Annotated in this window: 20 protein-coding genes; 10 read left to right on the top strand and 10 right to left on the bottom strand. The window is 66.2% G+C overall.

What is annotated here, in order from left to right; all coding sequences use genetic code 11:
* Positions 1-380: 380 nt before the first annotated feature.
* From KF759_RS05785 to KF759_RS05770, 4 genes are read left to right on the top strand one after another with little or no spacing between them, the layout of a single operon-like run.
* Positions 381-704, top strand: a complete 324-nt coding sequence (locus KF759_RS05785) for a hypothetical protein (RefSeq protein WP_291223503.1) — start codon at positions 381-383, stop codon at positions 702-704.
* A gap of 2 nt (positions 705-706) precedes the next feature.
* Positions 707-1,234, top strand: a complete 528-nt coding sequence (locus KF759_RS05780) for a hypothetical protein (RefSeq protein ID WP_291223502.1) — start codon at positions 707-709, stop codon at positions 1,232-1,234.
* 39 nt (positions 1,235-1,273) lie between these two features.
* The gene (locus KF759_RS05775) at positions 1,274-1,504 is read left to right on the top strand and encodes a BrnT family toxin (protein ID WP_291223500.1); all 231 of its coding nucleotides are present in this window, start codon (positions 1,274-1,276) and stop codon (positions 1,502-1,504) included.
* Positions 1,505-1,546: 42 nt separating this feature from the next.
* Positions 1,547-1,813: a BrnA antitoxin family protein gene (locus KF759_RS05770; protein ID WP_345777421.1), complete on the top strand. Its 267-nt coding sequence runs from the start codon at positions 1,547-1,549 to the stop codon at positions 1,811-1,813.
* Between the two features lie 326 nt (positions 1,814-2,139).
* Here KF759_RS05770 and KF759_RS05765 read toward each other — a convergent pair whose 3' ends face one another.
* Together KF759_RS05765 and nhaD are read right to left on the bottom strand one after the other, a co-directional pair.
* Positions 2,140-2,307, bottom strand: a complete 168-nt coding sequence (locus KF759_RS05765) for a hypothetical protein (protein ID WP_291223498.1) — start codon at positions 2,305-2,307, stop codon at positions 2,140-2,142.
* A 73-nt stretch (positions 2,308-2,380) separates the two neighbouring features.
* A complete protein-coding gene (nhaD, locus tag KF759_RS05760; RefSeq protein ID WP_291223496.1) occupies positions 2,381-3,778 on the bottom strand; it encodes a sodium:proton antiporter NhaD in 1,398 nt (465 codons plus the stop codon).
* A gap of 228 nt (positions 3,779-4,006) precedes the next feature.
* Between nhaD and KF759_RS05755 the strand changes: the two genes are divergently transcribed.
* The gene (locus KF759_RS05755; RefSeq protein ID WP_291223494.1) at positions 4,007-5,476 is read left to right on the top strand and encodes a wax ester/triacylglycerol synthase family O-acyltransferase; all 1,470 of its coding nucleotides are present in this window, start codon (positions 4,007-4,009) and stop codon (positions 5,474-5,476) included.
* Positions 5,477-5,628: 152 nt separating this feature from the next.
* On the opposite strand, the gene KF759_RS05750 is transcribed toward KF759_RS05755, so the two are convergent.
* The 5 genes from KF759_RS05750 to KF759_RS05730 all read right to left on the bottom strand — a co-directional run bounded on the left by KF759_RS05750 (position 5,629) and on the right by KF759_RS05730 (position 11,238).
* A complete protein-coding gene (locus tag KF759_RS05750; RefSeq protein ID WP_291223492.1) occupies positions 5,629-8,391 on the bottom strand; it encodes a serine/threonine-protein kinase in 2,763 nt (920 codons plus the stop codon).
* On the bottom strand, positions 8,388-8,951 hold the full coding sequence (locus KF759_RS05745; RefSeq protein ID WP_291223490.1) for an ECF-type sigma factor: 564 nt from the start codon (positions 8,949-8,951) through the stop codon (positions 8,388-8,390). The genes KF759_RS05750 and KF759_RS05745 overlap by 4 nt, the downstream gene beginning before the upstream one ends.
* Positions 8,952-9,013: 62 nt before the next feature.
* Entirely contained in the window at positions 9,014-9,574 is a 561-nt protein-coding gene (locus KF759_RS05740) for a DUF488 domain-containing protein (protein WP_291223488.1), read from the bottom strand.
* A gap of 12 nt (positions 9,575-9,586) precedes the next feature.
* The gene (locus KF759_RS05735) at positions 9,587-9,796 is read right to left on the bottom strand and encodes a DUF2945 domain-containing protein (RefSeq protein ID WP_291223486.1); all 210 of its coding nucleotides are present in this window, start codon (positions 9,794-9,796) and stop codon (positions 9,587-9,589) included.
* A gap of 14 nt (positions 9,797-9,810) precedes the next feature.
* Positions 9,811-11,238 (bottom strand): aldehyde dehydrogenase family protein, encoded by a 1,428-nt coding sequence (locus KF759_RS05730; RefSeq protein WP_291223485.1) that lies wholly within the window; start codon positions 11,236-11,238, stop codon positions 9,811-9,813.
* A 178-nt stretch (positions 11,239-11,416) separates the two neighbouring features.
* Between KF759_RS05730 and KF759_RS05725 the strand changes: the two genes are divergently transcribed.
* From KF759_RS05725 to KF759_RS05710, 4 genes are all read left to right on the top strand, one after another.
* Positions 11,417-11,986 carry an ECF-type sigma factor gene (locus tag KF759_RS05725; protein WP_291223483.1) on the top strand — a complete coding sequence of 190 codons (570 nt, stop codon included), beginning with the start codon at positions 11,417-11,419 and terminating at the stop codon, positions 11,984-11,986.
* Between the two features lie 178 nt (positions 11,987-12,164).
* Positions 12,165-14,666 (top strand): right-handed parallel beta-helix repeat-containing protein, encoded by a 2,502-nt coding sequence (locus tag KF759_RS05720; protein ID WP_291223481.1) that lies wholly within the window; start codon positions 12,165-12,167, stop codon positions 14,664-14,666.
* Positions 14,667-14,737: 71 nt separating this feature from the next.
* Positions 14,738-17,434 (top strand): serine/threonine-protein kinase, encoded by a 2,697-nt coding sequence (locus KF759_RS05715; RefSeq protein ID WP_291223479.1) that lies wholly within the window; start codon positions 14,738-14,740, stop codon positions 17,432-17,434.
* Between the two features lie 313 nt (positions 17,435-17,747).
* Positions 17,748-19,208, top strand: coding sequence for a hypothetical protein (locus KF759_RS05710; protein ID WP_291223477.1), 1,461 nt, complete (start codon positions 17,748-17,750; stop codon positions 19,206-19,208).
* 75 nt (positions 19,209-19,283) lie between these two features.
* Here KF759_RS05710 and xseA read toward each other — a convergent pair whose 3' ends face one another.
* Positions 19,284-20,639, bottom strand: a complete 1,356-nt coding sequence (gene xseA, locus KF759_RS05705; protein ID WP_291223475.1) for an exodeoxyribonuclease VII large subunit — start codon at positions 20,637-20,639, stop codon at positions 19,284-19,286.
* Positions 20,640-20,703: 64 nt separating this feature from the next.
* The gene (locus KF759_RS05700) at positions 20,704-22,161 is read right to left on the bottom strand and encodes a phospholipase D-like domain-containing protein (protein WP_291223473.1); all 1,458 of its coding nucleotides are present in this window, start codon (positions 22,159-22,161) and stop codon (positions 20,704-20,706) included.
* A 107-nt stretch (positions 22,162-22,268) separates the two neighbouring features.
* Between KF759_RS05700 and ispG the strand changes: the two genes are divergently transcribed.
* Complete coding sequence (ispG, locus tag KF759_RS05695) at positions 22,269-23,507, top strand: flavodoxin-dependent (E)-4-hydroxy-3-methylbut-2-enyl-diphosphate synthase (RefSeq protein WP_291223471.1); 1,239 nt, start codon at positions 22,269-22,271, stop codon at positions 23,505-23,507.
* 14 nt (positions 23,508-23,521) lie between these two features.
* Here ispG and KF759_RS05690 read toward each other — a convergent pair whose 3' ends face one another.
* Positions 23,522-23,995 carry a hypothetical protein gene (locus KF759_RS05690; RefSeq protein WP_291223469.1) on the bottom strand — a complete coding sequence of 158 codons (474 nt, stop codon included), beginning with the start codon at positions 23,993-23,995 and terminating at the stop codon, positions 23,522-23,524.
* Between the last annotated feature and the right edge of the window lie 48 nt (positions 23,996-24,043).

Raw genomic sequence — 24,043 nt, 5'->3', positions numbered from 1 at the left:
GTAGGAGACTCCCGTCAAGTCCGGGCAGTTGATACCCTTGCCTTGAGCTGCAAGGCTTTTCGCTGATGCTGGCTTTTGTTTCTGCTCCTTGCGTTTTTCCGTGCCATGCAGTGACAAGTCAGACTGCAATTCTGTAGACGGTCTTGTTGCATCGGTGCTTCTGATGCGGACCAGGGTAAAAAACCGCGCTCACAGACCTCGTTCGTGCAGCGGTGTCGTCAATGCTGCGAGGATCAGTCGCGACATCCTTCGACGTCCGGATAGTTAGTCAGGTTCTCTGCAAGCCGGTCCGACCGGTTGTAGCCACGTGGCATTGACAGCAATTCCAAACACGGTGCTTCAAGCTGCTGTATTGACCCAGTGAATTCCAAGGAGAGTCGGTGGCAAGGAAAAAGCAGCAGTCCATTCGGGAGATTGCCGTCGCGTTTCGGGATGAGAGGATTCCCACGATTCGCGCCAAGCTCACTCGCGCGCTCACCGGCCCCTACACGAAGACGCTGAAGGTCAAGCTGCCGAAGGGGCCGCCGATTGAGGTGTACGCAGAGGTTTTCAATCCCGAGTCAGCCCCGGACGTTTCGCTCTACATCACGGAGAACGACGAGGAGCCTTGCAGTTTGCGCTGCACGTCGGGCGTCGTCCTTGGCTACATCACTCGCTCTGGGTACGAAGTGTTCGTGCAGGTCGGCACCGGTCCTTGGGAGTAGTCATGTCCTGGCTGGCCATCAACTTGCTCGTCGTCGCGGCCTTGATACTTGGCGGCCGTATGGTTCTACGCTCGTTCTTCCGCAAACTCGCTCGTGACGTCAAGAACGATCCTGAGTATCAGGCTCAGATCGCCCGCCTCCACGAGAGCCATGCTGCGGAAGACTCCGTGCGTGAAGAAGCTTCATGGTTAGGGTCAACCGGCCTTCCCGAGGATGTGGAGCGCGAACTACCCAAGTACTTGCGCCGGGAATTCGGTGAGCTGCTGCTCGATGCGGACTCCCTGAAGGCGCGTGACCTGACTTACGTTGGGCGCTTTGCGGAAGAAGGAAACCATTTCCACTACTGGCGCATTCCGCGGCGCGGAGACGAAGAGTCGTTCGCGTATGTCGTGCTTGGTGCCGACGGTAGCATTTGCACCGGCTGGGGCGACCGGAAACCGCCTGTTTCGTGCGCTGCAATCCAACCATGTGTGCAGCGGACGCCGGGGACGTCGTACGTTTCAATCAACCACCGCGACCCGGCTGTTTAGCCGGCTGAGCGCTCCACCGCTTGCTTCTATGCATCGCATATGCATGATTGCGGTGTGCAGATCGAGTTCGATCCAGCCAAGGCTCGTGTCAACCTTGCCAAGCACAAGGTCAGTTTCGCGCACGCAGAGCAAGCACTGCGCGACCCGAGCGCCGTCACGATCGAAGGCCCCGATGCGCAAGACGCGCGGCGCTTCGTCACGCTCGGCATGGACGCACTCGGTCGCATCCTGGTTGTGCTCACACGCCGCGCGGCGACCGCATCAGGTTGATCTCGGCGCGCAAAGCCAGTCGCGGCGAAGCAGGGCAATATCATGCGTAAGCAGTACGACTTCTCGGGTGGCAAGAAAGGTGCAGTCATTGCCTCGCCGGGCAAGACCCGTATCACGATCATGCTTGACGATGACATCATCGAGCACTTCCGAGCCAAAGCCGAAGCCGAAGGCATCGGGTACCAAACAGCGATCAATGCCGCGTTGCGCGGTGATCTGAAGCTCACCCGTGGCAAGACACAGGATGATCGCCCCGTAACCGTCGCTGTCTTGCGGAAGGTGCTCCGTGAGGAGCTTCATGCAACGTAGCGCCTGATATGGCTTGATCCCGTCAAGTAGCCAGGCGGTGTCTTTCGCCCGTCTGGCTGCAGTTCGTGGGATGTGTGCTGAAGACTTGATGGACAACGCGGCACGGGCCATTGGGATCGACGGTTGATCACGCTGATATTCGCGCGTTGGGTAGCGCCAGAGCGTGTTCGTCGCGGAGCTGTCTCATTCCAGGATCGGCTGTGGCTCGCATCCATGACGCCTGTCGAGAGTTCTCCAGCGCGGCCGGTACCGCGTTGCGTATCGAGCCTTGATGGAGGGTTGTGGAATGGATGCCTCCTTGGTTCGGCAAGCGCGGGCGGGTGGCTTCAGGTGCGTGCGGCACGCACGATGGCCCAGACGAAGCCGGTCAACTCGCGCGCGATGGCGGTGACGATCTTGGTGCCATGCGCAGCGCATCGCACACCGACGATGCCGGTGTGCGATCGCCGATCGATCCGCAACCCGATGCGAGTGCGGTCCAGCACGATCGCCATGTGCGATGGTCCGCCTGAATGTCGGAATCGACGGCCTGCATGCCGAAGTGTTGCTGCGGCTTGCGCATGACCGTCAGCCGGTGAAATGCGCGGCGTTGAGCCACAGGTGCGTGAGGATGCTGGCGATGTAGCCGAGTGCGATCACCAGGCTCCAGCGCAGATGCGCCATGAAGGTATAAAGCCCACGCGAGGCGCCCATCAATGCCACGCCGGCGGCCGATCCGATCGACAGCAGGCTGCCGCCGACGCCGGCGGTGAGCGTGATGAGCAGCCACTGACCGTGATCCATCGGCGGGTTCATCTTGAGCACTGCGAACATGATCGGGATGTTGTCGAACACTGCCGAGAGCACACCGATGATGGAGTTGGCCCAGGTGTAGCCAAGGCCGCCATAGAGCGCCTGCGAGGCGAGTTCGAGATGGCCGAGCGTGGCCAGCGCACCCACGCAGGCAAACACGCCGTAGAAGAACAGCAGCGTGTCCCATTCGGCGTTGGCGATGATCTTGAAGATCGAGTAGCGGGAATGGTCCTGGACGCCATTGGCAAGTGCCCAGCGCATTTCGCGGCGCTCGATCCGTGCGGCGACGAAGTTGAGCAGGGCAAGGCCGGTGAGCATGCCCCAGGCAGCCGGCATCTGCAGCCATTGGCGGCCCGAAACGGTAATCGCGATGGTCAGCGCGAAGCAGACGCAGATGCCCAGTCCGCCAATCTTGACCTGACTGCGCTGCGGTGAGGCCGGTGGGCGCTCTTTGGGCACCGCGAAATGCATGATCGCCGCGGGCACCAGCCAATTGACCAGCGAAGGCAGGAAGATCACGAAGAATTCGGTGAACTCGACCTTGTTGGCCTGCCACACCATCAGCGTGGTGATGTCGCCGAACGCGCTCCAGGCGCCACCGGCATTGGCAGCGACCACGAGGTTGATGAAGGCGAGCACCACGAATTTCCGGTTGCCTGCGCCCACCGCGAGGATCACCGCCGACATCACCAGCGCGGTGGTGAGGTTGTCGAGCACCGGCGAAATCATGAACGCGAGCAGGCCGGTGATCCAGAACAATTGCCGGTAGTTGAGGTGCCGCTTGAGCAACTGGTCGCGCAGGGCGTCGAACACGCCGCGCTCGCCGATCGCGGTGACATAGGTCATCGCCACGACCAGGAAGAAGAACACTTCCGAGTATTCGAGGAACATCGCCTTGAAGGCTTCGTGCACCAGTTCCACGCCCTGGCCGGATTGGATCGACCACCACGCCAACAGGCCCCACATGAGGCCCGCGGCGAGCATCACCGGCTTGGATTTGGCGATGTGGATGCGTTCCTCGGCGATCACCAGCGCATAGGCGAGCGCGAACAGCGCCAGCGCGATCCAGCCGAGCGGATGGTCGACCAGACCGAGTGTGGCGGCATCGGTGCTGGCACTGGCAGCGGGCGCAGTGGCGAGCAGGGGCAGAAGCAGGCAGCGGCTTGGGCGCATCGGCGGAATCCGTCGTGGTGGCCGCCTAGACTAAGCGACATCGCTGATGCCGTCACCCCGGCCCGAATCGCGGGCCGCTTGTGCAATGCAGTCGCATCGCGCGTGGATCAGTGAGTTGTCGCGGGCGGCGAACGCCGCAGCGGCGAATGAACGGCCCCGCGCCGGTGGTTGCGTTTTGCCGCGTCCGCGCCAATGCTTTGCAACCATCCCCGCAGCGGAATTCCGATCATGCAGGAAGCAGGCAGCACGTCACGCGAAGCGATGTCCAAGGTCGACACCGCCTGGTTGCGCATGGAGCGGCCGACCAACCGCATGATGATCACCGGTGTATTGATGTTCGCCGGGCCGCTGCAAGCCGATCGCGTGCGCGCGCTGCTGCTCGAACGCTTCCTGGCTTTCCGCCGCTTTCGCCAGAAGGCCGTGCTCGGCGTCAACAGCGCGCATTGGGAGACCGATGCCGATTTCGACATCGACTGGCACTTTCGTGTGGCGGCCTTGCCTGGCGCCGCCGGCAAGGCCGAACTCGAGCGTTTCGTGAGCGAATTGGCGTCGACCCCGCTGGATCCGTCCAAGCCGTTGTGGCAATACCACCTGATCGAGAATTATCAAGGCGGCGCGGCGCTGATCGCGCGCATCCATCATTGCTATGCGGACGGGCTCGCGCTGGTACAGGTGCTGCTCTCGCTGACCGATACCGCGCCGCAGCCCGAGGCCCGCGCAGAGCTTGCGCGCACCTGGCTCAAGCGCGATCGCGGCAGCGTGCTCGAACGCTTGCTCGAGCCGATGCAGGGCGGGCTGCACAAGATGGTCGCGGCCAGCGAAAAGACCTGGGCGATGATTGCGCAAATGATGGCCGACCCTTCGGTTGCTGCCGAATTCGCGCATGAGGGCAGTGAAATCACGCGCGAGCTTGCGATTGCGCTCACGCTTGCGGACGATCCAAAAACCGGCCTCAAGGGTCGCCTGGGCGTGACCAAGCGCGTCGCCTGGGCCGAGCCATTGCCGCTGGCTGAGGTCAAGTTGCTCGGCAAGGCGCTCGACTGCACCGTCAACGACGTCTTGCTCGCCTGCGCCGCGGGCGCCTTGCGTGGCTACCTGCGCGATGACGGCGAAGATGTCGATGGCCTGACCATCCGCGCCACGGTCCCGGTCAACCTGCGACCGCTGGAGCATGCGAAAAAGCTCGGCAACCATTTCGGATTGGTGTTTCTCGATCTGCCGATCGGTGAGCCCAATCCGCTGCGCCGGCTCGAACGCGTGGCGGCCTGCATGCGCGATCTCAAGGGCCGGCGTCAGGCGGTGGTCGCCTTCGGCCTGCTCGCTGCACTCGGCATGGCGCCCGCGGCGCTGCAAGGCCCGGCGCTTGAACTGTTCAGTCGCAAGGCGAGTGCGGTGGCGACCAATGTGCCCGGTCCGCAGCAGCCGCTGTATCTGGCGGGCGGCGAGGTGCGCGAGCTGATGTTCTGGGTACCGCAGACCGGCTCGATCGGGCTTGGCCTGTCGATTCTCAGCTACAACGGCAATGTCCATTTCGGCGTGATCGGCGATCACAAGCGCATTCGCGATCCCGATGCGATCGTGCAACGCTTCAATGGCGAATTCGAAAAGCTCATGCTCATCGCCTTGATGGAAGACTGGGGCGAGGACTTCGGTGCCGGCGACGCCGCCGCCACGCTGGCGCGATTCGCCCAATCCTGAGTTCGAGCCTGTCCCGGTCGTGAGTCGGGGCGGCGCCCTGGTTCATCCCGCGACGAAGTCGCCACGGCCGGCAAGGGCGCGAACCATCGACGTGACGCCCGAAGCAAGGCGGCCGGCTCGCGGCAGCATCGCCGCACGATCGTGGCCTGCGCTTACGGCGAAGTCCTGGTGATGTCGGATGCCGGCGGCAGGCCGAGCGCCGTGGCGCTGCGCTCGGCGGCGGCGCGCGCAACTTCGGTGGGCAGCAGTGCGTCGCGCAAGGTCGGCAGGGCCTGGACGAGTGTCGCCCTTGCATCGTCCCTGCGGCCCAGCGAGCGCTGGATTTCGGCCAGCTCGCTGCGCGCGATCGCCAGATCGATCTCGATGCCGTGGGCGTTTTCCAGTTGCTTGATCGCGGCAAGCTGTTCGCGTTCTGCGCTGACCGGATCAGCCTCCTGCAATGCAAGCGCGGCGCGCAGGCGATGGACGTGGGCAAAGAATGGATGGGTGTGCGGTACCAATTCGGCGAAGCGGCGCTCGGCTTCATCGGCGTCGGCGAGTGCGGCACCGATGCGACCGGCGCGGCGCTGGGCGATTGCGCGCTGCCAGGTCGTCATGGCGTACTCGGAGGAATCGACGCCGTCCAGCCGCTGGGCGTCGGCAATCAATCCGGTCAGGCGTTCGATTGCCTGAGGGGCCTGACCGGCAAGCGCCAAGGTGCGCGCGTGGTTGCGTGCGATGCGCCGGCTCTCGAAGGCGGCAGGATCGATCGCGCCCTCGTCCAGCGCCTTCTGCGCCTGCGTTTGCAGTTCGAGCGCTTGCGCATAGTCGCCAACGTTTTCGAGTATGCCGGCTCGATTGGTGAGTGAAATCGCGGCCTCGGACGGATTCTGGTGCAACTCGTGGCCGATGCGCTCGGCCTGCGCCAGCAGGCTGCTGGCTTCGCGGTAGCGGCCCATGTCGTTGAGCGTGAGCGCCAGATCGTTGAGCAGGGCGCTCATGCGCACGCCGCCGCTGCCGACCACGCGGTTCTGCAGCGCAATGGTCTGGCGCAGGGTGGTTTCCGCTTCGGCATATTTGCCGCACAGGCGCAGCGCATTGGCCTGCGCACGCAAGAGCGGAACGCGGGTGACGTGGTCCGGCGCCAGGGCCTGCGTGTATTGGAGCCCCAGGATGGCGACCTTGTTGGCTTCCTCGCACTCGTCGGCGGACGTCAGCATGCCGGCAAGCGTCGAGGCAATCTCGAGCATCAGCGGCGCGGGCAGCGGCTTGGCAGGCGTCGACAGCTGCATCGCCTCGCGTGCCTTGGCGATCGAGAGTCTGAGGTCGCCCTGGTGATGGATCAGATAGGCCTGGGTGAGCAGGCTCTTGGCTTGCTGTTCGGTTTCATCGGGACTGAAGGTGTCGCGCCATTGGCGCGACTGGCGGGCCACCTCTTCGCTTTGCGGGAATTTGCCGACCTGCGCGAGCAGGGCGGCATGGCGGTCGAGCATGTCGCTCAGTGCCAGAGCCTCATCACGGCTGTGCGGTGTGGCTCCGGCCAGTCCCTGGCCGAAGAGCTCGAGTGCGATGCCCGTTTCGCCCAGATCGGCGTAGACATCGGCCAGCAGAGTCTTCACGACGTGCGTGGCATCGGCCCCGAGCGATCCGTCATCGAGCCGCTTGCGGGCAGTTTCGAGCAGCTCGCGCACGCTCACGGTGCGACTCTGGGCAACATCGGGCGCGGCCGCGCCAAGCGTGTCGACGAGGAACTGCAGCGCGGCACGGGCGCTGGCGGCATCGCGCTCGGACGCCGCTTCGGCAGCAAGTGCGCGATCGCGTTCCCGGTCGAGCCGCCACACGAAACCGGCCAGGATCAGGACGGCACCCAGCACGACGGCTGCGCCAAGCCGGTGCCGCACGAAGAATTTGCGCGCGCGATACCAGCGCGTCATGCGCGCGGCGCGCACCGGGCGGTTGTCGCGGTAGCGCTGCAGGTCGTCGGCAAACTCGCTGGTGCTGGCGTAGCGGCGCCCGGCTTCGAGTTCGGTGGCCTTGGCAATGATGCCGGTGAGATCGGCGTCCAGCGGCAGGGCAACCAGATCGGCCACCGGGCGGCCGTCGGCACGTTGCGCGGTGAGCAGTTCGCGCAGCAGGATGCCGAGCGCGAAGATGTCGCTGGCGGTGGTCACGGCGCTGCCGGTCAACTGCTCGGGGCTGGCGTAGCCAGGGCTGTAGACGCGCGTGGAGGTGGCATCGGCGGCCGGCTGGGTATCCAGATCAATCAGGCGGGCGATGCCGAAGTCGAGCAGCTTGACCTCGCCCGCATGCGTGACCAGCACGTTGCCGGGCTTGAGATCACGGTGCACCACCAGATGGCGGTGTGCGTGACCGATCGCATCGAGCATGTGATCGAACAGGGCCAGCCGCTGGGCCAGCGTGGGCGCGTGGCGCGCTGCATGCTGCAGCAGCGGCAAGCCATCGACGTATTCGAGCGCCAGCCAAGGCTGGCCGTCGGCGGTTTCACCGCCATCGAGCAGGCGCGCGATGTGTGGGTGTTCGAGCGCGGCAAGGATCTGCCGCTCCTGGCGCAGACGGCGCAGACCATCGCGGGTGGGAAATCCACGCAACAATTTCACTGCGACTTGCTGCGTGAAGCCGCCTTCGATGCGCTCGGCAAGGAACACCGTACCCATGCCGCCGGCGCCGAGTTCATGCAGCAGGCGGTAGGGACCGATGCGTTGTGACTGGCTCGCGTTGAGCCGCGTTGCGCTGGCGCGCACGGTCTGCGCGAGCAGGTCGTCATCCTGGGCGTCGGCTGCGAGCATGCGCCGCAGTTGCTCGCATTCGTCGGCTTCGAGATCCAACGCAGCCAGTTCCCGATCACGCTGCGCAGGGGCAAGCTGGCGCAACCGTTCGAACGCCTCGGCGAAGCGATCGAGCGGGGACGCAGTCATGTCGCAATCAAACTGCGAAGCCAGGCGCGCGCCAGGCGCAGGTCACGATCGACCGTGCCTTCGGAAACATCGAGTGCAGCGGCGACTTCGGCCCGCGAAAAGCCACCGAAGTACACCAGTTCCACGGTCTTGGCGCGACGCGGATCGGTGTTGGCGAGATCCTGCAGCGCTTCGTCGATGCGTACCAATTGCAGGTCGTCCTCGTTGGCGACTTCGATCGCGGCACCGAGTTCGAGATGGGCGCAACCACCCCCCCGCTTGTCGGCGAGCCGTCGCCGCGAGGCTTCCACCAGTACCTGCCGCGTCGCTTGCGCGGCGACATGGAAAAAATGCCGATGATCAACCCAGTTCGGATCGGCGCCGAGCAGCCGCAGCAGGGCCTCGTGGGCGACTTCGGTGGTATTGAATGTGGCACCCGGTGCGGCGCGCAGCGACTGTGCGGCAATCGCGCGCACATTGGCATAGACGCGTGTCACCAGTGCCTGGCGGGCGGATTCGTCGCCACTGCGCCAGCCATCGATGAGGCGGTTGATTTCGTGATCCTGGCTGCGCTCATTCACGCCGCGATCTTATCAGCCTGCTCTCGCCGCAACCGTGGTCTGCGCCGCTTGCGGCGCACCGGTCAGCGGGGCGGCCGCTCCGGGGCGTCGCCGGCGGCCGGGTAGCGAACCCGGTGGTCGGCGCCGACGACCGCGCCCGGCGTCAGCTGCGCGGGCTCGATCCGGCCATGGCCGAGGATGTGGAATACCGTTTCGCCATGCGCGAGCAGCTGGTCGGCGACGATGCGGCGATGGCAGCGCCACCACACCGCTTCGGCGCACATCGCGGCGCAGCGCGCGTGGCGACCCTGCTCGATGAGGGTGGCCAGGCCGTGACGGAATGCCGGCGTGAGCGTGTAATCGGCATAGCGGTGGAAGCTGGCGTTGCGCCACAGCGCATTGGCGTCGGCACTGACCTCGGGCGTGCGTCCGCGCAGGCCACCCAAGGCCTCGATGCGCACATAGTCGATCCCGGCCTGGGCAAGCGCCGCTTCAAGGGCATCCTGGTTGAACTGCGGGTTCGCGCGCGAGCCGGCGAGCTTGCGGATGTCGGCGAGGCGACGGATTTCATTCTCGTGTAGCAACTCGATGAATTCATCGATGCTGCGATTGGAGTGCCCGATCGTGAAGTACGGCTCGCTCATGCCGGTCGCATCTCAGGCATGGCGCAGGGCGCCGCCCTTGTGTGCGGCGATGTGATCGCTCTTGTCGCTCTTGATTTCGTACTGTGGATCGTCGGGCGAGGCATGGTGGGTGTAGCCCTTCCAGGCGAAATCGCGCGTGTGCACCGCGATGATCGTGCCCGCGACCTCGCCGGCTTCCGAGTTCCAGCGCACGTGGTCGCCGATCCTGAACCTTGTGTTCATGGCGTGTCTCCTCCTCAGCCGCGCACGACCAGCAGGCGCGGCTCGGTCATCTCGGCGATCGCGCAGGCGATGCCCTCGCGGCCCAGACCGGAGAGTTTCACGCCGCCATAGGGCATGTTGTCGACGCGGAAACTGGGGATGTCGTTGATGATCACGCCGCCGACTTCGAGCACGTCCCAGGCGCGCAGCGTGTGCGCGAGCGAGTCGGTGTACACGCCCGCCTGCAGGCCATAGTCGGAATCATTGGCCCGCGCGAGCGCGGCCTCGAACGAGGTGAATGATTCGAGCACGGTGACCGGGCCGAAGGCTTCGAGCCGGTTGAGCCTGGCGTCATCCGGTACCTGTTCGAGCACGCTCGCAGCGAGTCGATTGCGCTCGCGCGTGCCGCCACACAGCAGGCGCGCACCGCCGGAGACGGCTTCGGCGATCCAGCTTTCGAGACGGATCGCCGCGGCCTCGTCGATGAGCGGGCCGAGAAAGGTGTCGCGCGATTTCGGATCGCCCGCCTTGAACGCGCGCACCGCAGCAACGAAGCGCTCACGCAGGCTTGCGTAGAGCGATTCGTGCGCGAGCACGCGCTGCACCTTGATGCAGCTTTGCCCGGATTGGTAATAGGCGCCGAACACCAGGCGCTCGACGATCGCATCGAGCTTGCCTGCCTGATCGTCATCGACGATGCAGGCCGCGTTGCCGCCCAGTTCGAGCACGACCTTCTTGCGCCCGGCCTGCGCCTTGAGCTGCCAGCCGATCTGGCCGCCGGTGAAGGACAGCAGCTTGAGGCGCTCGTCGCTCACGAACGGATCGGCATCCTCGATGCGGCAGGGCAGGATCGAGAACGCGCCCTTGGGCAGGTCGGTTTCGGCGAGGATGGCGCCGAGGATGAGCGCGCCCAGCGGTGTTTTCTCCGAGGGCTTGAGCACGAACGGGCAGCCTGCGGCGATCGCGGGCGCGACCTTGTGTGCCACCAGATTGAGTGGAAAATTGAAGGGCGTTATGAACGAGCACGCGCCGATCGGCATGCGCTTGACGAAGCCGCGATAGCCCTCGGCGCGTTTGGAGATCTCGAGGTTCGGCAAGCTGCCGTCGATGCGCACTGCCTCGCCTGCGGCGATGCGGAAGGTATCGATCAGGCGCGTGACCTCACCCTCGGCATCGCCAATGGGCTTGCCGGCCTCAATGCACAGCGCCAGCGCAAGCTCATCGAAGCGGTCGCGAAAGCGTGCCACGCAATGTTCGAGCACGGCTTGACGTCGCCATGGCGCGAACGCGCGCATCGGCGCTTCGGCGGCAACCGCGGCAGCGATCGCGCAATCGATCGTTGCCGCATCGGCCAGCGCGACGCGCGCGGCCACGGCACCCGAATACTTGTCGAATACTTCCAGCGCACTGTTGGGCTGCCGCGCCGCGTTGGCGAGGTACAACGGGAAAGTGTCGATCGGCATGTTTGCTCCTTGGCGGGGCCTGGCGCGCGGGCTGCATCGCACAACATCCAGTGCAGGTTAGCGCAGGCCGCGCGTGCTGGCTGGCCTGGAAATGAACCGATGCTGCGGTTCGCCGTGCACAAGGGAACCGGCTTTGTCCCTGCGCCATTTGACCGGCGTTGCCCTAAACTCATCGGGCATGGCGCACACAGGCGAGCCAGTGGAGAGCATCGACGCGCTGATCGGCGCGATCCGCAGCGGCGAGCCGGGCGCCAGCGATCGCCTGTTCGCATTGCTGTACGAGGATTTCCGCAAACAGGCGCGTGTGCTCTTGCGCCTCGGTCACAAGCACACCTTGTGCACCACCGAACTGGTCAACGAGACCTGGCTGCGCCTGTCCGGGCGCAGCTTGTCGGTTGCCGATCGCGAGCACTTCTTCAACATTGCCGCACAAGCCATGCGCCAATTGCTGGTCGACCGTGCGCGCCGCCGGCATGCGGACAAACGCGAGGGTGGCGAGGCCCTGACGCTGGGCGCGGCGCAGGAGATCGCTGCCGACGAGCCTTTCGACGTGCTTGCGCTGGATCGGGTGATGCGTGAGCTGGAAGCGGTCGATCCGCGCCTGGCGGAACTGGCGCAGTTGCATGTGTTCGGCGGTGCCGGCATCGATGAGATCGCCCGGTTGCGCGGCGTTGCCGAGCGCACCGTGTTCCGCGACTGGCGCGCGGCGCGGATGTTCCTGCTGCGATTCATTGCCGAGTCGACCTAGCAGGGCAGGGCCCGAGTGATTGCAACACCTTGCGGGTGGGATGCACGCACGCAGCGACTGCCGATGAACGACCCAAGTCATTGATTGGCCAGGCAGGTGGCGCGGCTGGGCTGCGCAAGATGTCAGCAATTCGCGCCGCGCTTCGTAAGGGTGATCAAGACCCCTTGCGGAGAATGCCATGTTGTTGCGTCGTTTCGTCGCCCTGTGCGGGCTGCTGTCTTGCGTCCTGTCGTTTTGCATGCCGGCACGTGCCGCCGAGGTTTGCGTCAAGAATGTGGCTGAATTGAAGAGCGCGCTCATCACATTCGAACTCCAGCCCGTCGACTCCACCTTCACGATCAAGCTGGTGCAAGGCAGCTATGCGGTCGGCGACCAGCTCGCCCGCATGTACGGAGCCAATGCCGACGAAGTGGCCAGCTTGCGCCTGCTGGGCGGCTACACGACCAGCTGCTCGGGCCGCTTGGTGAACCCTGTCAACACCGTGCTCGATGGTTTGGGCGCGGCGGCCTCCGGCATGGGTTTCAAGCTCGGAGGGGACAGCAATGTGCTGATCGAAGGCGTCACCTTCACGCGCTTCAAGGGCAAGTCCAACCTGTCCTACGCGGAGAGCGAAGTCCTGCTGCTGACCTACGGCAGCGATCGCAGCGAGAGCCAGGTGTTCGAAGTCCGGCACTGCCGTTTCACGTACAACTCCGGACAGAACGTGGTGAGGATGTCCGGAGCACAGATGCGCTTCGTCAACAATTTCGTCGCCGACAGCACGCTCGCACACGAGGCCAGCGGCATCGACATGGGCGCCTTCACCGTCACCCTCGATGCCGATGTCGATGGTGCCGTGACCGCGACCAACAACACGATCGTGCGCACGAGCGGTGGCCCGGCCATGCGTCTGGGGACACTGATCACAGGCAGCAGTGGCCGGATCAGCGAGGTCAGCAACAACATCCTGTGGAGCAACCAGGGCCTGGACATCGTGTTCACCGGCAGCACGCAGTACGTCTATCCCTTGTTGGCGAGTTTCAATCTCTACAACTCCGCCAACGGCAATTTTCCGCAGGGTACGGGCGACCTTCATGCCGACCCGCGCTTCGTCGATGCAGCGAACGGAAACTTCCGGCTTGCCTCCAATTCGCCCGCCATCAACAAGGGCGGCTTTGTCCAGCTGCTGGGTTTTCCGGCGCGCGATCTCGACGGCCATGCACGCATCATCGGCAGCCGCATCGACCTGGGGGCCTACGAATCGTCGATCGACGACACCACCATGGCGGTGGTGACCACCACCGCCGACAACGGCAACAACACCGCGCCGATAGCCGGTTCGCTGCGTGCCGCAATCAAGGCGGGCAATGCGGCCAGCGGCCCGTTCCGCATCATCTTCAACATCCCCGGCGGTTGTCCGGCATTGCTGCATCTTGCCGCGCCGATGCTCGACATCAAGGGGGATGTCACCGTCGACGGCACCACCCAGCCGGGCTGGACGCCCAACACCGGGTACGGCGTGTTCGATTCAAACCTCTGCCTCTACATCAACGGCGCCGGCAACACCAACACGCCTTGGGCGCTGCACGTGCCTGCCAGCGCCGCCAACTCGGCGCGCCTGGTCGTGCGCGGCCTGGGCCTGGCCGGCTTCAACGATGCGGCGATCAAGCTCGAAGGCGGGCGCAATCACCGCATCTACGGCAACCTGTTCGGCCCGGTGGCCTTCACGCCGGCGAGCTACAGCGCGATCCGCGTCACCGGCAACTCGGGCGGCGCCTTCATCGGCGGCTACGACAATCCCGAGGCCAGCAACCTCATCGCGGTGGCGAGCGGGCCGGGCATCTACCTCGACAACGTCGCCGGCGGCTCGACCATCGCCAACAACCTGATCGGCTTCCAGGCCGACGGCAGCGGCAATGGCGGCAACCAGACCGGCATCTATGCGTACAACTCGCCCGGCAATCGCATCGAGTACAACCAGATCGGCAACAACACGGGTTGGGGCATCAACTTGTCCGGTCCCGCCACCAGCGGCAACACCATCCAGTACAACATGCTGGGCGCAAACCAGGGTGGCGCGGTGATCGCCCCCAATGGTTCCGGTGCCGTGCTGATGAGCTTCGGCGCGCATGACAACACCATCGGCGCGCCCCTGACTGCCACCTGGGGTGGCAACATGATCCTCTACAACGATGGCCCGGGTGTGTGGATCTCGCCCAGTGGCGGCACCGGCAATCGCGTGCTGTCCAACCGCATCTCCTACAACAGCGGATTGGCCATCGACCTGGCGCAGGCCGGGCCGAGCGCCAACCAGTCCGGCAACCCGGCGAGCGGGCCGAACAACCTGCAGAATCACCCACTCTTGACCAGCGCAATGCGCGCTGCGGCCGGCGCCACCACGCGCGTGAGTGGCTCGCTCTCCAGCGCGCCAGGCACGCCGTATCGCATCGACGTGTATTGGGGCGGATCGAGCTGTCGTGCCGACGGCCGCGGCACCGCGATCACGGCGCTGGCACCGTTCCAGGTCACTACCGGCGCGACCGGCAGCGTGACCTTCAGTCTCGATCTGGGGATCGATGCCAGCGTGCCATTGGGTACGCTCAGTGCAAGCGCGACCGACCCGGCTGGCAACACCTCGGAGATCGGCAATTGCGTCGTCGAAATCGCCGATGACCGCATCTTCGGTAACGGCTTCGACTGAACCGGCAAGCGCAGCAGCGAGCGAACGCACGTGCAGCGCGCTAGCATGATCGGCGTGAACGGAGGGCGACCATGCAAAGCGCAACTGATCGGGTCGACCGGATGCGCCGCGCGCTCGAACTCGCGCGCGCGGCGCTGGATCGACCTGACAGCGAACGTGAGCAATGGTTGGCGGCTCAGTGCAGCGTCGACACCTCCTTGCGCGACGAGGCGCTGGCGCTGCTCGCGCTCGATCGGGTGCCGGCACCCGGTCTGGAACCGGTCTTGTCGGCACTCGATGATGGGGTGGCCAATGATCCGCTGATCGGTACCTGCATCGGGCGCTTCCGCATCGTGGAGCGCCTGGGCAGCGGCGGCATGGGCACGGTGTATCGCGCCGAACCGGTCGCCGGCGTCACGCGCCAGCCGGTGGCACTCAAGCTGATCAAGCGCGGTCTGGATTCCGAAGAGATCCTCGCGCGCTTCATGCGCGAGCGCGGCATCCTCGCGCGGCTGGATCATCCGCACATTGCGCGCCTGCTCGATGGCGGCCTTGCCGATGATGGCAGGCCGTGGTTTGCGATGGAGCTGGTCGATGGGCAACCGCTGCTGGCCTGGTGCGATGCGCGGCAGCTGGGCCTGGACGTCCGCTTGGCGCTGCTGCTGGATGCCTGCGAGGCACTGGCCTACGCGCATCGCAATCTCGTCGTGCATCGCGACATCAAGCCCGCCAACGTGCTGGTCACGCAGGACGGCACGCTCAAGCTGCTCGATTTCGGCATCGCCAAGCTGCTCGATGCGGCGGACGATGGCGCCACGCACGGCGCCGCGCCCCTGTTCACGCCCGAGTACGCCGCGCCCGAGCAGGTCGCGCGCGGCAGCGTGACGACACAGACCGACGTGTTCCAGCTTGGCGTGCTGCTGCACGAGCTGGTCGCCGGTGTGCGACCGCAATGGCCCGGGCATTGCGCGCAAGCGGTGGCGCAGCTGCGCCAGTGGCAGGCGCGCGACCCGCAGGTCTTCGAGGCGATGGCGCAGTTGCGCGGCAGCTCGGGCAAGGCCTTGCTGCGCAGCCTGCAGGGCGATCTCGGCCGCATCCTGTGCCGGGCCTTGCAGGAGGAACCCGGACGTCGCTATGCGAGTGTCGCCGCGCTGGCTGAAGACCTGCGCCACCTGCGTCGCGGCGAGCCGGTCAGCGCGACGGCCGACCGTTGGACCTATCGCACGCGCATGTTCCTGCGTCGCCATCGTGTCGCAGTGGCGGCCACCTCGGCGGTGCTGGGTGCACTTGCGCTGGGTACGGGGCTGGCGCTGCACGAAGCATGGCAGCGCAGCCAGGCCGAGCAGGCCAGCCAAAGCGCGTTGGCGATGCTCGAAGAGGTGTTCCTGAGCGCCGACCCCTATGCTGCCAAGGGCGGCGATACACGGGCGCTCGACCTTGTCGAGCGCGCTGAAGTCGCCGCCAAGGCGAATGCCAATCCCGTGCTCGCCGCACGCCTGCTCACTGAAATCGGCAACGTCCATGTTTCCCTGGGCGACCGAGCCAAGGCGGAGGAAGCGCTGCGCGCGGCATTGGCCGCAGGCGAGCGGGCAGGCGCGGCTGCAACGCCGTGGACTGAGGGCGCGCGCGCGAGACTGGCGCACTACAGCTTGGTCGATGATGGCGACGCGGCTGGCGCAGCCATGCTCGACTTGGCGATCACGCGCCTGCGCGCAGCGGGCGCGGACGGACAGGCACAGTTGGCACAAGCGCTCGAGTTCAAGGCGGATGCAGCGTTCAATCGCGGCGATTACGCATCGATCGCATCATTGTCGGCCGAGGCGACCAGGCTGCATCGCCTGACCGACGGAGAAACGTCACCGCGCTATGCGGTGGCATTGGGCAATCAGGCATCGTTGTTGCGCGCGATCGGGCGTCCCGCCGACGCGCTGGAACCGGCGCGCAAGGCCTGGGCGATCCTGCAGGAACTGGCCGAGATCGCACCGCCGAGCACGCTGTGCTACGTCGAGCAGCAGTATGCAGGCGCCTTGGTCGACAACCAGCGCGTGGCCGAAGCCGAGCCCTTGCTGCATGAAGCCCTGCAGCGCGCTTCGTCGACGCCCGGCACCGATCAACTGCTCATCGACGGCATCAGTTGGGAACTGGCGAATGTGCAGTTGAGCCTGGGGCGTTTCGACGAGGCTGCACGCGGGCTGCGCGCACTGGCGGGTCGCGCCGATCGCAAGAGCGCGAATCTTGCCGCGATCGACAACGCACTGGGCAATGCGGAAAGCGCGCGTGGCGATGCGGCCGCAGCGCTGGCGGCATTCGAACAGGCGCTGCACCTGCTGTGCGCGGACGATGCGGCCACGCCGCCGTGCCTGGTGATCGGGCTCAATCGTGCCGAAGCGCTGCTCGCGCACGGTGATCGAGCGGATGCGCGCGCAGCGCTGGACCGTCTCGACGCGCGCATCGGCGCCGACGCCACTGCGGTGCGCGGGCGCTGGCGCGCGATCCAGGCGCAAGCGCACTTGACTGCCGGTGATGCCGAGGGCGCCGCGCGGATGCTGGCACCGCGCCTCGAGCAGGCCCGCGCTGCGACGCAGGACGATGCCGCCGACGCCCGTCTGTTGGCACTGGCGGCCCGCATCGAAACGGCGCGTGGGCAGGATGCGCAGGCGCTGGTCGACCTGCGTGAAGCCGAGCGTCGCATGGGCAGGTTGTGGCAAGGCACGCCGCTGCCGCTGGCCCAGGTGCGCGCGCACATCGCACAGTTGCAGGCACGGTCTGCAGCCGCGCAGACGCGCTGAGGCGACTGCGGATGGTTTACCCTGCAGGGCCTTCGACGCGCAGCGCCAGTTCGCCATCGGCCAGACGCGCTTGCAGGGATTGGCCAGGCCGTATGCGGCAACGCACCTCGATCTGCACGCAGACAGGTGTCGTGACGGTGGCGCCACTTGATCAGCGTCGCCCAAGGGGCGTATTCCTGTCATTGATTCGGTCTCGGCATGGAGCCGGCCAGGCAATCGCCGCACCGCGATGGCACAAATGATGCTGGTGCTGCGTCAGTGAGAGATACGCCGCAATGTGATGACACACGATTCAAAAAGGGAGGAATCCGTCATGCGCAATCCGTTACTCATCTGCGTTTGCCTGCTTTCATTCTTGATGTTCCCGGCTGGCATGGCCGAAGCGGTCACGCTCAACCCGCGCGGCCTCGGACAAGTGCTGATCTTTCCGTATTACACAGTGAACGCCGGACAGGACACGCTCATCTCCGTGACCAACACGGGCAACCGGGGCAAGGCCGTGAGGTTGCGCTTCCTCGAAGGCTACAACAACCAGGACGTGATCGACTTCGACCTGTTCCTGTCCCCGAAAGATGTCTGGACCGGCGCCATCACGGCCGATGCCGCAGGCGGCGCGCGTTTGATCAGCCAAGATCACTCTTGCACCTTGCCTGCGCTTCCGGCAGCGGGCATCGCGTTCAGTGCCCCTGCTGCCGGCAACGACAACGGCTGGCCAAGCGGAATGGAGCGCACGCGCGAAGGTTCGATCCAGATGTTCGCGCTGGGTGACATCGTTCCCGGCAGCGCGACCGACACTCGCACTGCCCACGAGAATCATGGCCAACCGAACGACGGTACTCCGCCGGGCTGTGGCGAGATCACCACGGCGAACGTCGCGGCCGACCTTGGCACGCCCGGTGACGAGCTGTTCGGTGCCGGTGCGATCGTCGACGTGGGCGCCGGTACCTACTATCCCTACAACGCCGACGCGCTGGCCGGTTTCACATCGCAGGTGCTGTATGCGCCGACCGTGATGGAAGGGCCCTACCTGGGGTCGGCCAACTCGGCCGAAGCCACCCATGGCGTCGCGCGTGCCTACGTGTTCACCGGCAGGAAGGCGCTTGCGCTCGACTATGCGCGCGGCGAAGACGCAGTCAGCGCCGTCTTCATGGCGAAGACACTGCGCAATGAATTCTTCAATGCCTCCGCCCTCGGCGCGGCGACGGATTGGCTCGTGACGTTTCCGACCAAGCAATACTACGAAGACAATCCGACCGCGCCATTCGATTTTCCGTTCGCAGGACCAGGGCGACTCGATGTCACCGTGCAGGCAGACTTCTTCGATCACGAGGAAGGCGCCCAGGCCACGCATGCGCCACCCGATGGCTGCGGATTCCTTTGCCCACCATCGCCACCGCTCGCCTTGCCCTATGCCGTCAACGTGGTGCGCATCCTGCCGCTGCACACCGCGGCGCAACCATCCGAAGTATTCACTTCGAAGTTGTCGACGGCGCTGCTGCCGTTCGCCTTCACGCCAGGAACGGATCTGCCGCCGCTGGGCGCAGGTTGGGTTGATCTCGATCTGGACGGCGACACCCGCGTGCTGGCGGGCGGGCAACTCGAGGCCGATGGCCGCGCGGTGGCGCTGCACGGTCTGCCCGCGACCGGCTTCATGGCCTACAAGGTGATCAACGCGAACGCGCAGCCCGGCAGGCTTGCCAACTACAACGGCGTGTTCGTGCACCGTTCGACCTTCGCCTGCAGCACCGAAGCGACCAGTTCGGTGTGTCCCTGAGTTGGATCGACGGCAATCCGGGCTCCCGCCGAGCGGCGTGTCCTTGCCTGCGGCCCGTGTTCGTGCGTCGAAGAGTCAGCTGCGATGGTCTTCGACACGCAGTGCCAGTTCGCCATCGGCCAGGCGCGCACGCAGCACCTGGCCGGACTTGGCTTGCGCGACGGTGCGCACGGCGCGGCCGGACTGTGGATCGATGAGGATCGCGTAGCCGCGCTCCAGCGTGGCCAGCGGGCTGACCGCGTGCAGGGTGCGCGCGAGTACGCTCAATTGTGCAGCGCGCCGTTCGAGTGCATGGCGCTGCGCACCGCGCAGGCGATCCTGCAGATTGTCGAGCAGCAACGCGCGTCGCGCGATCAGGGTCGCCGGTGCGCCCGGTTGCAAACGCGCGCGTAGCTCACGCAACCGTGTGTGCGGCTCGGCGATCGCGCGCCGTCCCGCTTCGCGCAGGCGCGCTTGCAGCGCGAGCAGGCGCTCGCTGCCGCGCGTGATGCGCGCTTGCGGGCGCTGCGCGTTGAGGCGCGCGAGCAGGTGATCCAGATGCTGCGCGCGCGTTTCGAGCACGCGGCGCATGAGTTGGCCCGCGCGATTGCGTTGGGTAGCGAGCAGGCGGGCGAGATCGCGAGCGTCGGGCACGATGAGCTCGGCCGCGGCCGAAGGTGTCGGCGCGCGCAGATCCGCGGCGAAGTCGGCGATCGTGAAATCGGTTTCGTGGCCGACCGCGGACACCACCGGCACCGGACTGGCGCGGATCGCGCGTGCGAGCGCCTCGTCGTTGAAGGCCCACAGGTCTTCGAGGGAACCGCCGCCGCGCGTGAGCAGGAGCACGTCATGGCGGTGCGTGCGCGAAGCGGCTTCGAGCATCGCTACGATCGCCGGCGGCGCGTCCTTGCCCTGCACCGGCACCGGCAGGACCTCGACCTGCGCGAGTGGAAAGCGCCGTGCGAGCACGCTGAGCACGTCGCGCACCGCGGCACCGGTGGGCGAGGTGATCACGCCGATGCGCCGCGGCATGCGCGGCAAGTCCCGCTTGAGCGCGGCATCGAACAGGCCTTCGGCTTCGAGCTTCGCCTTGAGCTCGTCGAAGGCGCGCTGCAGCGCACCGGCGCCGGCTTCCTCCAGCGACTCGATGATGAGCTGGAACTCGCCGCGCGCCTCGTACAGGCTCACGCGAGCGCGGGCGAGCACGCGCATGCCGTCGGCGGGACGAAAGCGCAGCCAGGTGCTCTTGGGCCGGAACATCGCGCAGCGGATCTGCGCGCCGGCGTCCTTGAGCGTGAAGTAGACGTGGCCCGAGGCCGGTCGCGCGAAATTGGAGATCTCGCCTTCGATCCAGATCAGCGGCAGCGCATCTTCGAGCAGGTCACGCACCAGCCGCGTGAGCGCGCTTGGTGAATAGACTTCGGCTTCGATGGCAAGGGGCGGCGTGGGCATGATGGCGGCTCGACGCGGCAGCCGAGTCTGCGCGATTGCGCGCGCGGCGACAACTGCGCCGGCATCAAGGTGCGTCGTCCTCGCTCGTGGGCGAGGCTGCCGATGCCTGACGCTTCTTGCGCAGGCGCACGAGTCGCAGCAACAGCACGAGTGCGCACCACAGCCCGAGGGCACCCAGCGGCCAGGCGAACAGATGCGGCCAGAGAAAGGCGACCAGCGACAGCGCCAGCAGGATGCAGGCGCCAACCAGCAGCGGAGTCGCCTCGGCGGCGCCGAGCGCGCGACGGTCGGTGATGATTGCGCCGACCGAATTGGCCAGGCGCAAGGCGCTCGCGGCGACGCGGCCGGAACTGCCACCCTGCGGTCCGGAGGCAGGCTCGTGGCCGCCGCGCGTGCGCGGACCGTGCGTTGTCTTGAGCACGATCTCGGTGGCATTGGTCAGATCGCGCTCGTACTGGGCCTCCATCTGCTGCGCGAAGGTCTCGTCTTCGATCGCCACGTCGATCTCGCAATTGCCCAGCCAGCTGGCGAGGTTGAGATTGGTCGAACCCACGCGCGCCCAGCGTGAGTCGGCGACCGCGGTCTTGGCGTGCATCATCGAGCCGTTCCACTCGAACACGCGAACACCGGCTTCGAGCAGCGGGCGGTAGCCCGCGCGCGAGATCGCACCAACCGCGGGAATGTCGCTCGATCCGGGCACCAGCAGGCGCACATCGATGCCATCGCGCGCCGCCGAGCCGAGCGCCTGCACATAGGTCGTGACGCCGACGAAGTAGGCATCGGCCAGCCACAGGTTCTTGCGAGCGAGCGCGGCGATCAGCTGGTCGAGGCGGTACAGCCCGGCCATGTTGGGTTGGGTCGCAATCACGCGCAGGTTGACCGTGCCGGCCTCGGCAATGACGCGGTGCCCGGGCGCGTGTTCGGCGGGCAGCGGCGGCCCCATCTGCGCCCAGACTTCGGCGAAGGCCTGTGCCAGGTCACTGACTGCGGGACCGCGGATTGCCACACCGGTGTCGCGCCACGGCGCGATGCCGCGCGCGGGGTCGCCAAGCCAGGCCCCACTGACGCAGATTCCGGAGACGAAACCGACATGGTCATCGACCACCAGCAGCTTGCGATGGTCGCGCGAGATCCAGCCGAACGGGCTGAGCAGTCGCGGTGGATTCCACGCGCGGACTTCGCCACCGGCAGCGAGCAGTGGCTGCCAGAATCGCGCCGAGGATTGGCCCAGACAGCCCAGCCAGTCGCGCGTGACGCACACCCTGACGCCGGCGCGCGCGCGTTCGGCCAGCGCAGTCACGAAGCTGCGGCCAAGGTCGTCATCGCGGAAGATGTAGTTGGCGAACAGGATGCGCTCGCGCGCCGCGGCAATGGCCGCCAGCCATGCATCGAAAGCGGCGCGTGCGTCGATCTGCAGCGACACCGCATTGCCGGGCAGCAAGGGAGCACCGGCGGTGCGGCTGAATGCCTGCTCGCCGAGCAGGCGGCGCGCGGCAGGGCTGACGAAGGCGGCCTTGGACATGCGCCGAGTGTAGCCAAAGGCGGCATGCCCGTTGCCGGACGCCGGCTGGCGCAGGCGTGGTTGTGCGAAAATCCGCACTTGCGGCCGTGTCCGGAGCCATCCATTCCATGAGTTCAACAGCGCCATCCCCGCTTGCGCGCCGCGCCTGCGTGCCGGTTGCGGTCGGTTCGATTGTTGTCGGCGGCAGCGCACCGGTGGTGGTGCAGTCAATGACCAACACCGACACCGCCGATGTCGTCGGCTCGACCAAACAGGTGGCTGAGCTCGCCCGCGCCGGTTCCGAACTGGTGCGCCTGACCGTGAACACGCCCGAGGCGGCGGCGGCGATTCCGCGCATCCGCGAGCGCCTCGACATGATGGGTGTGGCGGTGCCGTTGATCGGTGACTTCCACTACAACGGCCATCAACTGCTCGAGCGCGAACCGGCTTGCGCGCAGGCGCTGGCCAAGTACCGCATCAATCCCGGCAATGTCGGCTTCGGGCGCAAGAAGGACGCACAGTTCTCCACCATCATCGAGATCGCGCTGCGCCATGCCAAGCCGGTGCGCATCGGCGCCAACTGGGGCTCGCTCGATCAGGCGATGGTGGCCGCGCTGATGGATGAAAACCATGCGCGCGCGCAGCCCTGGGATGCCGCGCGCGTGGCCCGCGAGGCGCTGATCCGCTCGGCGCTCGATTCGGCCGCGCGTGCCGAAGAACTGGGCATGGCGCGCGATCGCATCATCCTTTCGTGCAAGGTCTCGGGCGTGCAGGAATTGATTGCGGTGTATCGCGATCTCGCCGCACGTTGCAACTACGCCCTGCATCTGGGCCTGACCGAGGCAGGCATGGGCAGCAAGGGCATCGTCGCCTCGGCCGCGGCGCTTGCGGTGCTGCTGCAGGAAGGTATCGGCGACACCATCCGCATTTCGCTCACGCCCGAGCCGGGCGAACCGCGCACGCGCGAGGTGATCGTTGCACAGGAACTGCTGCAGACAATGGGCTTGCGTGCCTTCATGCCGCTGGTGACGGCTTGCCCGGGCTGCGGGCGCACCACCAGCACGCTGTTCCAGCAGATCGCCAAGACCGTGCAGGATCACGTGCGCGCGAAGATGCCCGAATGGCGCATCAAGTACGACGGCGTCGAGAACCTAACGCTCGCCGTGATGGGCTGCGTGGTCAATGGCCCGGGCGAATCGCGTCACGCCAACATCGGCATTTCGCTGCCGGGCACGGGCGAGGCGCCGGCGGCGCCGGTGTTCATCGACGGCGAGAAGGCGATGACCTTGCGCGGCGAACACATTGCCGAGGAATTCGTCGGCGTGCTCGAAGACTACGTCGCGCGCCGCTACACGCAGCGCGCTTGAGTCGGTCGGCAATCTCAGTCGGGCTTGGCCGGGCCCTTGCGCGGCCACACGGCCTTGACTGGCCGGCGGCACGACATCCAGTCGTTGCGCTCGGCGGGCATCAACAGGATGCATTCGCGCGCGGCTTTTGCGGCGACGCTCCATTCACCCTGATCGTCCTGCACCAATGGGTTGGCGCCGAGTTTCTGCAGCGCCTCGCGCATGCTGCGCGTGAACGCCGGATCGAGACTGCCCGCCGAAATGAAGGCGAGGTCGGCGGTGCTGGCCTGCACGCGCGGCAGGACATCACGCATCAGCTCGCTCTGCGCGCTGAGGCCATCGCGGCTGGCCAGCTCGATCACGCGCGCCTGATCGAGAAAGCCGGAGACCAGGCGTTCGTCGGCGCCGCCGTAGACCTTGAAGAACAGCCACACCCCGATCATCGCGCCGATCAGCAGGGACAGCAGGCAGGCGATTCCCGTCAGCAACCACGATATCGACTGTTTCATTCACGGCTCCCGCGAGTGGTGATCGGTCGAGGCCACAGCCTTGCCCGC

Origin of the sequence: Dokdonella sp., assembly GCF_019634815.1 — a bacterium.
Taxonomy (GTDB): domain Bacteria; phylum Pseudomonadota; class Gammaproteobacteria; order Xanthomonadales; family Rhodanobacteraceae; genus Dokdonella_A.
The sequence above is the reverse complement of the archived record's forward strand: the minus strand, read 5'-3'. Positions and strand labels throughout refer to the sequence as shown.

Coding starts and splice junctions, on each gene's coding strand:
- KF759_RS05775 (WP_291223500.1), top strand. CDS start 1,274: ATGCATGATTGCGGTGTGCAGATCGAGTTCGATCCAGCCAAGGCTCGT.
- KF759_RS05750 (WP_291223492.1), bottom strand. CDS start 8,391: ATGACTGCGTCCCCGCTCGATCGCTTCGCCGAGGCGTTCGAACGGTTG.
- KF759_RS05725 (WP_291223483.1), top strand. CDS start 11,417: ATGGCGCACACAGGCGAGCCAGTGGAGAGCATCGACGCGCTGATCGGC.
- KF759_RS05755 (WP_291223494.1), top strand. CDS start 4,007: ATGCAGGAAGCAGGCAGCACGTCACGCGAAGCGATGTCCAAGGTCGAC.
- KF759_RS05740 (WP_291223488.1), bottom strand. CDS start 9,574: ATGAGCGAGCCGTACTTCACGATCGGGCACTCCAATCGCAGCATCGAT.
- KF759_RS05690 (WP_291223469.1), bottom strand. CDS start 23,995: ATGAAACAGTCGATATCGTGGTTGCTGACGGGAATCGCCTGCCTGCTG.
- nhaD (WP_291223496.1), bottom strand. CDS start 3,778: ATGCGCCCAAGCCGCTGCCTGCTTCTGCCCCTGCTCGCCACTGCGCCC.
- xseA (WP_291223475.1), bottom strand. CDS start 20,639: ATGCCCACGCCGCCCCTTGCCATCGAAGCCGAAGTCTATTCACCAAGC.
- KF759_RS05700 (WP_291223473.1), bottom strand. CDS start 22,161: ATGTCCAAGGCCGCCTTCGTCAGCCCTGCCGCGCGCCGCCTGCTCGGC.
- KF759_RS05735 (WP_291223486.1), bottom strand. CDS start 9,796: ATGAACACAAGGTTCAGGATCGGCGACCACGTGCGCTGGAACTCGGAA.
- KF759_RS05715 (WP_291223479.1), top strand. CDS start 14,738: ATGCAAAGCGCAACTGATCGGGTCGACCGGATGCGCCGCGCGCTCGAA.
- KF759_RS05730 (WP_291223485.1), bottom strand. CDS start 11,238: ATGCCGATCGACACTTTCCCGTTGTACCTCGCCAACGCGGCGCGGCAG.
- ispG (WP_291223471.1), top strand. CDS start 22,269: ATGAGTTCAACAGCGCCATCCCCGCTTGCGCGCCGCGCCTGCGTGCCG.
- KF759_RS05770 (WP_345777421.1), top strand. CDS start 1,547: ATGCGTAAGCAGTACGACTTCTCGGGTGGCAAGAAAGGTGCAGTCATT.
- KF759_RS05780 (WP_291223502.1), top strand. CDS start 707: ATGTCCTGGCTGGCCATCAACTTGCTCGTCGTCGCGGCCTTGATACTT.
- KF759_RS05710 (WP_291223477.1), top strand. CDS start 17,748: ATGCGCAATCCGTTACTCATCTGCGTTTGCCTGCTTTCATTCTTGATG.
- KF759_RS05765 (WP_291223498.1), bottom strand. CDS start 2,307: ATGGCGATCGTGCTGGACCGCACTCGCATCGGGTTGCGGATCGATCGG.
- KF759_RS05720 (WP_291223481.1), top strand. CDS start 12,165: ATGTTGTTGCGTCGTTTCGTCGCCCTGTGCGGGCTGCTGTCTTGCGTC.